The 13,657-nt window shown below is 53.1% G+C and carries 11 protein-coding genes; 8 read left to right on the top strand and 3 right to left on the bottom strand.

Annotated features, from left to right (window positions below; translation table 11 throughout):
* The first annotated feature begins 136 nt into the window (after positions 1 to 136).
* Complete coding sequence (locus P8H26_RS07545) at positions 137 to 1,030, top strand: cation diffusion facilitator family transporter (protein WP_289632323.1); 894 nt, start codon at positions 137 to 139, stop codon at positions 1,028 to 1,030.
* A gap of 58 nt (positions 1,031 to 1,088) precedes the next feature.
* On the opposite strand, the gene P8H26_RS07540 is transcribed toward P8H26_RS07545, so the two are convergent.
* The gene (locus P8H26_RS07540) at positions 1,089 to 1,436 is read right to left on the bottom strand and encodes a VOC family protein (protein ID WP_289632456.1); all 348 of its coding nucleotides are present in this window, start codon (positions 1,434 to 1,436) and stop codon (positions 1,089 to 1,091) included.
* A gap of 346 nt (positions 1,437 to 1,782) precedes the next feature.
* Here P8H26_RS07540 and ppdK point away from each other — a divergent pair, with 346 nt between their 5' ends.
* Positions 1,783 to 4,449, top strand: coding sequence for a pyruvate, phosphate dikinase (gene ppdK, locus P8H26_RS07535; protein ID WP_289632322.1), 2,667 nt, complete (start codon positions 1,783 to 1,785; stop codon positions 4,447 to 4,449).
* A 97-nt stretch (positions 4,450 to 4,546) separates the two neighbouring features.
* A complete protein-coding gene (locus tag P8H26_RS07530) occupies positions 4,547 to 5,428 on the top strand; it encodes a polysaccharide deacetylase family protein (RefSeq protein ID WP_289632321.1) in 882 nt (293 codons plus the stop codon).
* Between the two features lie 22 nt (positions 5,429 to 5,450).
* On the opposite strand, the gene P8H26_RS07525 is transcribed toward P8H26_RS07530, so the two are convergent.
* Positions 5,451 to 5,831 carry a hypothetical protein gene (locus tag P8H26_RS07525; RefSeq protein WP_289632320.1) on the bottom strand — a complete coding sequence of 127 codons (381 nt, stop codon included), beginning with the start codon at positions 5,829 to 5,831 and terminating at the stop codon, positions 5,451 to 5,453.
* Positions 5,832 to 6,273: 442 nt separating this feature from the next.
* Between P8H26_RS07525 and P8H26_RS07520 the strand changes: the two genes are divergently transcribed.
* A complete protein-coding gene (locus tag P8H26_RS07520; RefSeq protein WP_289632319.1) occupies positions 6,274 to 7,023 on the top strand; it encodes a DUF1499 domain-containing protein in 750 nt (249 codons plus the stop codon).
* 99 nt (positions 7,024 to 7,122) lie between these two features.
* Here the strand turns inward: P8H26_RS07520 and P8H26_RS07515 are convergent, their stop codons facing one another.
* A complete protein-coding gene (locus P8H26_RS07515; protein WP_289632318.1) occupies positions 7,123 to 8,034 on the bottom strand; it encodes an MBL fold metallo-hydrolase in 912 nt (303 codons plus the stop codon).
* Between the two features lie 190 nt (positions 8,035 to 8,224).
* Here P8H26_RS07515 and puuE point away from each other — a divergent pair, with 190 nt between their 5' ends.
* The 4 genes from puuE (at position 8,225) to xdhB (ending at position 13,657) form a co-directional block, all read left to right on the top strand.
* A complete protein-coding gene (gene puuE / locus P8H26_RS07510) occupies positions 8,225 to 9,142 on the top strand; it encodes an allantoinase PuuE (RefSeq protein ID WP_289632317.1) in 918 nt (305 codons plus the stop codon).
* 2 nt (positions 9,143 to 9,144) lie between these two features.
* Positions 9,145 to 9,651, top strand: coding sequence for an ureidoglycolate lyase (locus P8H26_RS07505; RefSeq protein WP_289632316.1), 507 nt, complete (start codon positions 9,145 to 9,147; stop codon positions 9,649 to 9,651).
* A gap of 149 nt (positions 9,652 to 9,800) precedes the next feature.
* Complete coding sequence (gene xdhA, locus P8H26_RS07500) at positions 9,801 to 11,282, top strand: xanthine dehydrogenase small subunit (protein ID WP_289632315.1); 1,482 nt, start codon at positions 9,801 to 9,803, stop codon at positions 11,280 to 11,282.
* Positions 11,279 to 13,657 (top strand): xanthine dehydrogenase molybdopterin binding subunit, encoded by a 2,379-nt coding sequence (gene xdhB / locus P8H26_RS07495; RefSeq protein ID WP_289632314.1) that lies wholly within the window; start codon positions 11,279 to 11,281, stop codon positions 13,655 to 13,657. The genes xdhA and xdhB overlap by 4 nt, the downstream gene beginning before the upstream one ends.

The raw sequence follows: 13,657 nt of genomic DNA, 5'->3' as shown, positions 1-13,657 counted from the left end.
TATGTAAATTTTAAACCTGTTAAAGCGTCCGGCTATCTTTTGTCCGATTCAAAATGAAATATACCTTTCAGATGTGCTTTACTTGGTTTGACAGCTGCTACAGTTATTGCTGATGTTCGGAATTAAAGGACAGAATATGAGCGGTGATCATAATCATGCGGACGTAAGCAATACACCGGTTTCAAGGCTTTGGATGGCCTTGGGGCTGACGGGTAGCTTCATGATTGCCGAAATTATCGGCAGTTATGTGACCGGCAGTCTGGCTCTGCTGTCCGATGCTATGCATATGGCAACAGATACTTTCGCGCTGGCTCTCGCTCTTATCGCTATTTATCTGGGGCGGCGTGCAGCGGATGTTTTCCGCACCTATGGCTATTCCCGTTTTGAAATTCTGGCCGCCGCAATCAATGCGATGCTGTTGCTGCTCGTCGCATTCTATATTCTCTACGAGGCCTATGTTCGCTTGTCTCAGCCTGCGGATGTGCAATCTGTTGGTATGATGATTGTCGCGATTTTCGGGCTGATTGTTAATTTTATTTCGATGCAGCTTTTGAGCGGCAAAAAAGACGAAAGCCTGAATGTTAAAGGCGCTTATCTCGAAGTCTGGGCGGATATGCTCGGCTCTGTCGGGGTTATCGTCGGTGCTATTATTATCTATCTGACAGGCTGGCAGTGGGTGGACTCGGTTATCGCTGTCGGCATCGGCTTTATGGTGTTTCCGCGCACATGGGTGCTGCTCAAAGAATGTATCAATATTCTGCTGGAAGGTGTGCCGGTCGGGCTGGATTTGCGCAAGCTGGAACAGTCTGTGCTGGGTGTGTCCGGCGTTGCCGAAATCCATGATCTGCATGTCTGGTCGCTGACCAAAAGCCAGCATTCTCTGACTGCCCATATTGTGCTGAGTGAAAATGCCAATGGTGAAACTGTGCGCCGCGCTGTCGAGCAAGTGCTGCAGGAGCAATATGATCTGCATCATACAACTTTGCAGATGGAAGCAGAAAACTGCGCCCGTGCAGAAGATATTCACTGAACGAGCATGGCACCATTTCTGGTGCCATGCTCGTTATTAATGCCGTGTCTTATACGGTTTAAGTCTCGCTCCACACGGCCAGTTCATTGCCGGACGGGTCGGTGAAATGGAAGCGGCGGCCACCGGGAAAGCTGAAAACCGGTTTGACGATTTTCCCGCCAGCTTTTTCAACATCAATCAGCGTCTGTTCCAGATTTTCTGAATAAAGCACCGGTAGCGGCTTGGCGCTTGCAGTCTCGGCGCCTTGATAAAAGCCGCCGTCCAGCCCTTCTGAATGGGCGGCATAATCCGGTCCGTAATCGGTGAAGTTCCAGCCGAAGGCGCTGGTGTAAAATGCCTTAACTTCATTCAAGCCGCTTGAGCCGGCAGGCATTTCGAGATAGTCGAGTTTTCCGGTTTTACGCATCATTGCCTCGTCATCGCGTTGGTAAGACCGGTTCTGATACCGGCCGGTTCAGTGTCGATATTATCCGGAATCAAAATATCAGCTGATTCCGTTAACTTGCAGAAACACAGAAAAAAATCAGGCATCGCCCCATTCAGGCCGTGCATCGAACCCGATGATAAACCGGAATCGAATTCCGCAAAATCGATTTAAACAAATATACATTAGCTACGTTGTCGTTTGTTACCGGTTTTATGCATTTTTCAGTAGCCCGCATCGGGCCTATCGCTTAAGCAGAAGATGTGTATCCGGTATCGGCTATCATTACTTACATTACGCCTGAGCCGGTCATAACAGGAGGACGGGAATGGTTAAGTGGGTATATCGCTTTGGCGACGGCAAAGCCGACGGCGCTGCAAGTGATCGTAATCTTCTGGGCGGCAAAGGTGCTAACCTTGCTGAGATGAGCAGCCTTGGGCTGCCGGTGCCTCCGGGCTTTACCATTACCACCGATGTCTGCACCTATTATTATGATCATGACCGGACTTATCCTGAAGTTCTGAAGGATCAGGTTATGCAAGCGCTGGAGCATATCACTGCGCTGACGGGCCGCCGTTTGGGCGATGCAACACGTCCGCTTCTGGTTTCCGTGCGTTCCGGTTCCCGTGCATCCATGCCGGGCATGATGGATACTGTACTCAATCTCGGCCTCAATGATGCGACCGTTGCGGCTATCGCAACTGAAGCGAAAGATGAGCGCTTCGCCTATGACAGCTACCGCCGCTTCATCCAGATGTATTCGGATGTAGTGCTGGGCGTTGACCATTCTTTCTTCGAAGAAATTCTCGATGATGCCAAGGCCAATCTCGATCTGGATGTTGATACCGATCTGACTGCAGACGACTGGCGCGGTGTGATTGACCAGTACAAGGCCAAGGTTGAGGAAGAACTGGGCGAGCCGTTTCCGCAGGATCCGGAAGCGCAGCTTTGGGGCGCGATTTCTGCCGTTTTCTCCTCATGGATGAATGCCCGCGCGATCACCTATCGCCGCCTGCATAATATTCCGGAAAACTGGGGCACTGCTGTTAATGTGCAGGCTATGGTCTTCGGCAATATGGGTGACACATCGGCAACCGGCGTGGCCTTTACCCGCAACCCTTCCACCGGTGAGCGCAAGCTTTACGGCGAGTTCCTTGTCAACGCGCAGGGCGAAGATGTGGTGGCCGGTATCCGCACGCCGCAGAATATTACCGAGGAAGCCCGCATTGAGGCCGGTTCCGAGCGACCATCGCTTGAAAAAATCATGCCGGAAGCTTTTGCCGAGTTTCTTAAAATCGCAGATCGTCTGGAACAACATTACCGCGATATGCAGGATCTGGAATTCACCATTGAACGCGGCAAACTCTGGATGCTGCAAACCCGTTCCGGTAAGCGCACTGCTAAAGCTGCGCTGAAAATGGCCGTGGAAATGGTTGAGGAAGGGCTGATCGGCAAGCATGAGGCGGTTAACCGGATTGATCCGTCATCGCTGGATCAGCTGCTGCATCCGACTATTGATCCGAGAGCTGAACGCCATGTGATCGGCATTGGTCTGCCTGCCTCTCCGGGTGCGGCAACCGGTGAGATTGTGTTCTCGTCGGAAGATGCGGAACAACTGAAAGCGGAAGGCCGTAAAGCCATTCTGGTGCGCATCGAAACCAGCCCTGAAGATATTCACGGTATGCACGCGGCAGAAGGTATTCTGACCTCGCGCGGCGGCATGACCAGCCATGCGGCAGTGGTTGCCCGTGGCATGGGCAAACCTTGTGTTTCTGGTGCAGGCACATTGCGCATTGATTATCGCAACGGCACGATGCTGACTGCAGGTGGCACGTTCAAAAAAGGCGACATCATCACCATTGATGGCGGCAGCGGGCAGGTGCTGAAAGGCACCGTGGCGATGCAGCAGCCGGAACTCTCCGGTGATTTTGGCAAGCTGATGGTTTGGGCAGATGAGGCACGCCGCATGAAAGTGCGCACCAATGCCGAAACACCGGCGGATGCCCGTGCTGCCCGTTCTTTCGGTGCGGAAGGCATCGGCCTGTGCCGCACCGAGCATATGTTCTTCGAAGGCCCGCGCATTCTGGCTATGCGTGAGATGATTTTGGCATCGGATGAAAAAGGCCGTCGTGTTGCGCTGGATAAGCTCCTGCCAATGCAACGCGATGATTTCACCGAATTGTTTGAGATCATGCAGGGTCTGCCGGTCACCATTCGTCTGCTCGATCCGCCATTGCATGAATTCCTGCCAAAGACTGCAGAAGAAATCGCTGAAGTCGCCAATGTCATGGGCGTTGATGTCGATAAGTTGACCGAGCGTGCGGAAAGCCTGCATGAGTTTAACCCGATGCTTGGGCATCGTGGTTGCCGTCTGGCGATCTCCTATCCGGAAATTGCGGAAATGCAGACCCGTGCGATTATTGAGGCGGCAATTGCTGCTGCCAAAGATACCGGCGAGGCGGTTATTCCGGAAATTATGGTGCCGCTGGTTGGTATCAAAGCCGAGCTGGATTTTGTCAAAGCACGGATTGATAAAGTCGCAGCACAGATCATTGCCGAGAGCGGTGTGCAGGTTGATTATATGGTCGGCACCATGATCGAGCTGCCGCGTGCCGCCTTGCGGGCAGGGGAGCTTGCTGAGACGGCTGAGTTCTTCTCCTTCGGTACCAATGACCTGACACAGACGACATTCGGCGTATCGCGTGATGATGCTTCATCCTTCCTGACGCAATATCAGGCGCTGGGCATTATCGAGCAGGATCCGTTTGTGACCGTCGATTTTGACGGTGTGGGGGAACTGGTGCAAATCGCAGCCGAGCGTGGCCGCAAGCAGCGCAGCAATATCAAGCTTGGTGTTTGCGGCGAGCATGGCGGTGATCCGGCATCGATCGGTTTCTATGAAAAGACCGGTCTGGATTATGTGTCCTGCTCACCGTTCCGCGTGCCGATTGCCCGTCTGGCAGCAGCACAAGCGGCGATAGCTGCAACGAAGTAACGTTGTAAATAATCAAGACGATGCGCCGGATGCTTCATCCGGCGCATTTGCAGTTTATGATGCTATAAATTCATCGTGAATTATGAGCCGGTGCGAGATGTCTGTTCTTAAAATCGTATTGCTGGGCTTGAGCCTGAGTATTGGTGCAACTGCGGCTTTTGCTGCGGATGAGGCGTTGCTCTCGTCAAAGGTTTCGCAGCGTCATTTGATTATTGAACCGCAGCTTAATCTCGCAGGCGCGAAATCAAATCCGATACAGGTCGCACTCACGCTGGACGCCTGCTCGGGCGATATTGATCACCGAATTCTCGATGTGCTGGTGCGGGAGAAAATTCCGGCAACCTTGTTTGTGACCGCCCGCTGGCTGCGGCGCAATCAGGCTGCGATTGAAATTCTGAAAGCCCATCCTGAACTGTTCGCGATTGAAAATCACGGTGCCGAGCATGTGCCTGCGATTACCGTGCTGAAAACCATGTATGGCATTCCGACTGCCGGAACACCTGCCGCTATTGAGACGGAAGTGAAGGGCGGTGCGGATAAGATCACCGAAATCTTCGGCACGCAGCCGCAATGGTACCGTGATGCGACAGCGCGCTATTCAACGGATGCTGTGCGCCAGATTGAGGGGATGGGATACAAGGTCGCCGGTTATTCGCTCAACGGTGATCGCGGTGCTTCACTGCCTGCCGCAACGGTTGCAAGGCGTATATCTTATGCCAAAGACGGCGATGTGATTATTTCGCATATCAATCAGCCGAAACGTGCCTCGGGTGCAGGTGTGGCTGAAGGTATTCTGGCGCTGAAGAAAAAAGGCGCGCAGTTCAAATTGCTGCGGGACATACCCGCGCGTGCTGCACCGAATGTGGTGAGTGAAACTGCACCGCCCAATGGATCTGTTTCGCAGAAAGAGAATAAAACCCATTCTAAAACAAAGACAAAACCGGCATCGGCAGAGCCTGCTCCGGTCTCTGTACAATGACGTATCAGATAGACGAAGGGTTTCAGAGATCGTTTTTGAGCTTGCCCATCACAGCAGCATAATTGCGGCCGAGGCTTTCAAACAGGGTGTTGTTGCCGGACAGCGGCGCGTGGGACAGCGTGATGCCGTCATTCAGCAATGTGACGAAAACCACCTGATCCTGCAAAGTTGACGGCACAAGAATAGCACCGATGCGCTGCGCATTGGTCGTGTCGAGTGCGGGCATATTGAACAGGACTTCACCGCCGACAATCTCTGCGGCTTTGGCTAAAGACAAGTCAAAACCGTCTGTCAGAACATCCTGCGCGCCAAGCGCAAACTCGACCTCAACGGCTTCAAGTGATGCGCTCTCCTCAGACGCGGCTATCATTGTTTCTTCGGTAGAGGAGGGCGTTTGCCTCATAGGGGGAGCGTCTCCGGTTGGATAAATTATTATTGTCCAAAAACTGATTGTGGCAGTTTGTGGATTGGATGCAATCTCATTTTAGTGATTTGTCATAATACCATGATAAATAAAAATATTTCTCTTTTATCTAACGTTAATCACAGATCTTTGCCGCTTTCGTCAGCTGATAAAATTAACAGTACTTGCTTGCGGCAATTCTGTTCGCGTATTGTTGCGCTTTGGTGGTGCGCATAAATCCTGTTGAATTTTGCGCCACAGATAAAAATTTAGCATCTTTTTCAGTTGAACAAGATCAGCAATATGGCGGGCGATGCTTGATAATTATTACATCCGGCGCAAAGTAAGCCGTCGCTCATCGCGGTCGGCCAGATATGCTCCTTTCTGTGCGCTGACAGGCTTCGGATTGCTTGTCGCCGCGGTTGTGTTGCACCGGTTCAGTTTGATCCAACAGCCGGATCTGGTGTTTATTGTGACACTGTCGGTGTTTTTGTCTGTGCTGGCTCTGCTGCTCGCAGTAAAATCTTTTTACAATTTATGGCGTAGCGGCGATACCGGCGGGCGGCGTGCAATGCGCGCCTGTCTTATCGCGCTGGTCACATTGGTACCGCCCGCATTGTTGCTCGGGCAGATCACTTCAACGCCGCGTATTCACGATATTTCCACGGACTTGGAAACCTCAGTGCAGTTCAATACTGTGATGGGGAATGAACAGGATATTTTGCAGGCGCAGAAACCAAATATCCGCATGCGAATGCTTGATCGACTGGGATTAGGCGATTTGATTGTGCAAAACAGCCTCGGCACGGATGCTGTGCCGGATATGTTGCAGCAAATCTCTGCCTATCCTGAGGTGAGCGGCCGGCAATATGACAGTGCTCAGGATCACGTTTTAAAAGCTGTCCTTAAAGTGCTGAAAGATCAGGGGTTTGGCATTGTCAGCATTTCAGGTGTTGCCGGCGAGGATGTGGATGTGAGTGTTGAGGCAACGGCCAGAACACTCCTGCTCGGATTGCGCAGCGATCTTGTGGTGAGGCTCAGGGATGAGGCGGAGCAGACCACTGTGGATATACGCTCTGTCTCCCGTTATGGCCGCTATGATCTCGGCTTTAATGCAAAGCTAATCGGGGCGTTTTTCGATGCGCTTGATCTGGAAATGCGCAATGCTGTGCCGGATGCACCCGAAGAGTAAGGATTAGAGCGCCGTGCGCCCTCTTGGGCGCACAAAGGTCGCTCTAACACTTTCTATTTACAGCATAATTTTACCTTAAACTGATTCAAGTTTAAGGAATTATGCTGTAGCAGGACGATAGACACTGTCCGGCATAGGGTCGCCATCTGTGATGACCAAGCCGCGTGAGACCAGATCTTCCAGATGCGCGAAAACGGAAAGCCCCGCGGCGCCGTGCAAGCGCGGATCTGTATCGCGGTAAATAGCGGCAACCATGTCAGCAATGGTTTCATCCCCTTGCAGAACGCGCTCAAGCACTGCCCGCTCACGCATTTTCCGATGGGCGCGAAGTCCGCGTAAAAAGCGGTGCGGTTTGGTAATCGGTGCGCCATGCCCCGGCAAATAGAACACATCTTTACGCTTGAGCAGCTTTTCCAGCGATTGCATATAGGTGCGCATCGAGCCGTCCGGCGGAGCGACAATCGTGGTTGCCCATGCCATGACATGATCGGCGGAAAACAGAATGCCGCGATCATTCAGGGCGAAGCAGGCATGATTGGCCATATGGCCGGGGGTATGAATAACCTCCATCGCCCAGTCCGGACTGGTGAAAACCTCACCATCTGCCGCGCAAATATCCGGCGCAAAATCTGTGTCCACACTGGCATCCAGTGCATTGCTTTCACCGTCAAATAACGGGCGGGCGGACTGATGCGGGCCTTGCGCGACAATGGTCGCGCCAGTCTCGGCCTTCAGTCTCGTGCTAAGCGGCGAATGATCGCGATGGGTGTGACTGACAAATATATGGCTGACAGGCCTGCCTGCAATTGTACGTATCAGCGTTTCAAAATGAGCGTCATCTTCCGGCCCCGGATCGATAACACCCAGATGGGTTTCGCCGATAATGTAGCTGTTGGTGCCGTAACCGGTAAAAGCACTGGCATTGTTTACGGTGACACGGAGAATGTCCGGTGCGATCTGAACGGCTTGACCATAGGCCGGATCAAATTCCGTATTAAACTTTAGCGACATTACGCACAGGCTTTCTGAGGCAGGCATAAGAACAAGAACAGGCCATTCTATAAATGCTTTTCTGTAACTTGTCCTCTTTATCCGCCGGATTTGCCGTATTTGACAATTATTGTTAAAATTGTCGACAATTTAACATTGACAAAATGCCGGTAGTTTTATCTTTTCAGGAAAGAGAATTGGGGAACAGATAATGCAAAAATGTGGTGATCGGGAATTTATTGGTTATGGCCGCCATACACCAGACCCGCGCTGGCCGGATGGTGCGCAGATTGCCGTGCAATTTGTGGTCAATTACGAAGAAGGCGGCGAAAGCTGCATTCTCGATGGTGATGCGGCATCGGAATGCCTGCTGTCCGAGATCGTCGGTGCGCAGAGCTGGCCGCAGCAGCGCAACCAGAATATGGAATCGATTTATGAATATGGAGCGCGTGCCGGTTTTTGGCGGTTGTGGCGCATGTTCACCAAGCGCAATATGGATGTGACCGTCTATGGTGTGACCAAGGCGATGGAGCGTAATCCGGAAGCGGTCGCAGCGATGAAAGAAGCGGGCTGGGAAATCGCCAGCCACGGTCTGCGCTGGTTGGAATATAAAGATTTCACGGAAGAAGAAGAACGCCGTCACATTCAGGAAGCCGTGCGCCTGCACACAGAACTGACCGGCGAGCGTCCTTACGGGATTTATCAGGGCAAGCCTTCCGACAATACACTGCGTCTGGTGATGGAAGAAGGCGGCTTTCTCTATTCAGCCGATTCCTATGCCGATGAACTACCGTTCTGGGTGCAGGGGCCAAAGGAGCCGCATCTGATTGTGCCTTATACGCTCGACGCCAATGATATGCGTTTTGCTACACCGCAGGGCTTTAATGCCGGTGACCAGTTTTTCAATTATCTGAAAGACACATTTGATGTGCTCTACCGCGAGGGCGTAGAAGGCGCGCCGAAGATGATGTCAGTCGGTCTGCATTGCCGTCTGGTCGGCCGTCCGGGACGTGCTGCGGCACTGGAGCGTTTTCTGGATTATGTGCAATCGCATGACAAGGTTTGGGTGGCAAAACGTATCGACATTGCGCGCCATTGGCATGAGCATCACAAACCGGCAGGGCAATAAGTATGGAACACATTACCTTGCCTGTTCGCGCTCTGACGCCGGAGAATTTTGCACCATTCGGTGATGTGATTGAAACCGGTTTGGGTGAGATCAAACTCATTAACTGGGGCATTACCGAGCGTCACCATGCATTGGCACAGGCTGATGTCATTGGTGAAGGTGCTCATGTGCTGATGAATATTTTCCGCAGTAAGCCTTGGGAGCTGCCGCTGACCATTAAGATGGTTGAACGCCACCCGCTGGGCTCGCAGGCCTTTATGCCGCTGAGCGGGCGTGATTATCTTGTGGTTGTGGCAGAAGATAATAATGGTGTTCCACATGCGCCGGTGGCGTTTTTGGCGAAAGGCAATCAGGGTGTGAATTATCACCGCAATGTCTGGCATCATCCGCTGCTGGCACTGGATAAGACTTCGGATTTTCTGGTGGTTGATCGTGGCGGTGCAGGCAATAATCTGGAAGAATATTACTTCCCGCAGCAAAATTTCACGATTTCTGACAGGGAGATTTGACCATCCAGTCAGATGCTCCAAATTCACATAGTTTAAAAGCGGCATGAAACAGATCAGAAATGTCGCTTTAAAACGCAACTCAAAGCTAATTTGCCGCATTTGTCACGGCACATCTTGACGACCATTCAGAGGCGTAACAATCTGGTCTTATGACACAGATGATCCGTTTCTTTCTGAATGGTCACCGGCAGGATGTTCAGATCCGGCCAGATACAACGGTTCTGGAATGGCTGCGCGGGGAGGCGCGGCTCAAGGGAACGAAGGAGGGCTGTGCTGAGGGGGATTGCGGGGCGTGCTCCGTATTAATCGGCACAGATCGTGACGCAATTGCGCAGGCTGACACTGCGGCGGGTGAACCACAATCAGATCATGCTGACGGAGCATTTCGCTACCGTGCCGTCAATAGCTGTATCCTCACGATGGGGCAGCTGGACGGTAAAGCCTTGGTCACGGTTGAGGGGTTGAAAACTTCACAGCTTCATCCTGTACAGGCAGCGATGGCAGAAAACGGCTCATCGCAATGCGGTTTCTGCACACCCGGTATTGTGATGTCGCTGAGCGGATTGGCTGCAGATTGCGCAAGTACCGGTGCCAAAGCTGATGATCAACTGATCCATGACACGCTGGCAGGCAATCTCTGCCGCTGCACAGGCTATCGCCCGATTGTCGAAGCCGCACGCAAAGTGGTGGCGCAGGGCGGTGCTGTTGTTGCTGCACCGGAGAGCGATGCGCTCAAAAATATCCGCCCGCAATCAGGCTTTAGCTATGGCGGCTCGACCTATCATCAGCCGCAGACACTCAAAGAATTGCTGGAATTACGCACGCAATATCCGCAGAGCCTGCTGCTGGCGGGCGGTACTGATCTGGGCGTCGCACTGGCCGATTATCACGGTGACTGGGACGAGGTTATCTCAACGGCGCATGTGCGTGAATTGCGCGAAATCCGTGAGGATGCAACGTCTTTCCGGTTTGGCGCTGCGGTAACATGGGCGGAAGTGCTGGCAACTATCGGCAATTATTACCCATCACTGACCGTTCTGCTGCGCCGTTTCGGCTCGGTACAAATCCGCAATCAGGGTACAATTGGCGGCAATATCGGCACAGCCAGCCCGATTGGTGACGGGGCTCCTGCTTTGATCGGCCTTGGTGCGCTGATTGAACTGGCGGGTATGGAAGGCAGTCGCACGCTGCCGCTTGAAGATTTTTTTCTTGATTACCGTAAGACGGAGCTGCGTGCAGGCGAGGTGATTGCCTCTGTCACACTTCCGAAGCTGACACCGGATCAGGACTACCGCGTTTATAAAATCTCCAAACGCTACGATCAGGATATTTCCACCGTTTGCGGTGCATTCCGTGTGACGCAGGAGAACGGAATTGTAACGGATGCCCGCATCGCCTTTGGTGGTATGGCGGCAATCCCGAAACGGGTGCAGAGCGCCGAGCAGGCGCTAATGGGTAAGGCGCTGAATGAGGCTGCTGTTGCCGCCTGTGCGCAGGCTATTGCTGTAGAACTTGCGCCTTTAAGCGACTGGCGCGGCAGCGCGGAATATCGGTTGATGGTGGCGCAAAATCTGGTTGAGCGTCTGCGTCATGATCTTGCCGGCGAAGTGGTGGAGGTAATGGCACTATGACTGCAATACATCAGCCTTTTCCAACGCCAGAGAGTGCTTTGAATAAAGTCGAGCGCAGCATTGTCGGACATGGTGTTGTGCATGATTCCGCGAGCCGCCATGTAGCCGGTGCGGCGACTTATATTGATGATATGCCGGAATTGCCGGACACGCTTCATGCTGCTTTTGTATTGTCGCCGGTTGCTCATGGCAGGCTGAAAGGTATGGATGCCAGCGAGGCTTTGGCGCAGGCCGGTGTGGTCGGTATCTGGGGTGTTGATGATATTCCGGGCATCAATGATGTTTCACCGGGGCTGCCAGGTGAGCCGCTCTTTGCAGAAGAACTGCTCGACCATCAGGGACGCGCTATCGCGGTGATTGCCGCCACCAGTTTTGAAGCCGCCTATAAGGCCGCCAAGCTGGTGAAGCTGGATATTGAAGAGCTGGCGCCGGTGCTGGATGTGGAAGAAGCACACCGGCAAAAGAGCTATGTGATGCCGCAGCAGGTTGTGCAACAGGGCGATGCTAAAACTGCTATTGCCAATGCGGAGCATCAGTTTTCAGGTCGCCTTTCTATGGGCGGGCAGGATCATTTCTATCTCGAAACCCATATTGCCTATGCGATTCCCGGTGAAAACTGGCCGCATGAAAACGGCGATATGCTGGTGCATTCATCAACACAGCATCCGAGCGAAGTGCAGCATCATGTTGCACATGTGCTTGGACTTCATGCCCATGCGGTGGAGTGTCAGGTGCGGCGTATGGGCGGTGGCTTTGGTGGTAAGGAAAGTCAGGCCACTATTATAGCCTGTGCCGCCGCGCTTGTTGCGGCCAAGACCGGGCGCCCGTGCAAAATGCGTCTCAAGCGCCGCGATGATATGATTGCCACCGGCAAACGCCATGATTTTGTAGTGCATTGGAAGGCGGGTACGGACAGCCGTGGCCGCATTCAGGGACTGGATATTGAGTTTCTCGCCCGTGCCGGCAACCTGCCGGACCTCACAGGGCCGGTGATTGCCCGTGCACTGACCCATGCCGATAATTCCTATTTTGTCGAAAACGCGCATTTTATCGGCCATGCCTGCAAAACCAATACCGTGTCCAATACGGCATTTCGCGGGTTTGGCGGGCCACAGGGGATTATCGCGATTGAGGCAATCGTCGATACGATTGCCCGTGAGTTAAAGCTTGATCCCAATCAGCTGCGCGCAATCAATTATTACGGCGATGAAACGGGCGATGAAACGCCCTATGGCCAGAAGGTTGAAGATAACCGGCTGGTGCAGGTCACAGAAACTTTGCTGGAAAGCAGCGAGTGGCAACAGCGCCGTGCGGAGATTGATGCCTATAATGCGGGGAAACCGCTGATCCGCCGCGGACTGGCAATGATGCCGGTGAAGTTTGGTATCTCGTTCAATCTCACAGCGCTCAATCAGGCCGGTGCGCTGGTGCATGTCTATCAGGATGGTTCGGTGTTTCTGAACCACGGCGGCACGGAGATGGGGCAGGGACTGTTTGTCAAAGTTGCTCAGGTTGTGGCGGAGGTGTTCCAGATCGATCTGGATATGGTGCGTATCTCGGCGACCGCCACCGGCAAAGTGCCGAATACCTCTGCAACGGCAGCTTCAACCGGTTCTGACCTCAATGGTATGGCGGCATTTAAAGCGGCAACGGCGATTAAAGGCCGGATGACCAAGGTTGCCGCAGAGCATTACGCTACAGAGGAAAGTGAGATTATCTTCCGCGGCAACCGTGTCTATGCGGGTAATGAATCTATGTCTTTCGGTGAGCTTGCCAAACTCACTTGGTCAAAGCGCGTGCAGCTCTCGGAAGCCGCCCATTATGCGACGCCGAAGATTCACTGGGACGGCAAGACTATGCGCGGTCGTCCGTTCTTCTATTTCACCTATGGCGCAGCAGTGGCCGAAGTGGCGGTGGATACGCTGACCGGTGAAACGCGCTGCTTGCGGGCGGATATTTTGCAGGATGTCGGCTTTCCGCTCAATCCGGCGATTGATCTCGGCCAGATTGAAGGCGCTTTCGTGCAAGGCATGGGCTGGGTCACTTGCGAGGAATTATGGTGGGACAAGGCAGGGCGGTTACGCACTGCAGGCCCTTCAACCTATAAAATTCCGGGTTCCCGCGATGTGCCGGAAATTTTCAATGTTCGGATATTGGAAAATGCGCCGAACCGCGAGGAAACGGTGTTCCGTTCCAAGGCCATTGGTGAGCCGCCGCTCATGCTGGGAATTTCTATCTGGCTGGCCATTCGTGATGCGATTGCTTCGATTGCGGATCATCAGTTCTCACCGGAGCTGGATGCGCCTGCCACACCGGAAACTGTGCTGAAATCCATCATGAAACTGCGACAGCGCCAGAAGCAGAGTGAAGCTTGA

Source organism: Pseudochrobactrum sp. sp1633, assembly GCF_030376605.1.
In the GTDB taxonomy this organism is placed as follows: domain Bacteria; phylum Pseudomonadota; class Alphaproteobacteria; order Rhizobiales; family Rhizobiaceae; genus Pseudochrobactrum.
Note: the sequence above shows the minus strand (reverse complement) of the source record. Positions and strands in the feature narration are given on the sequence as shown.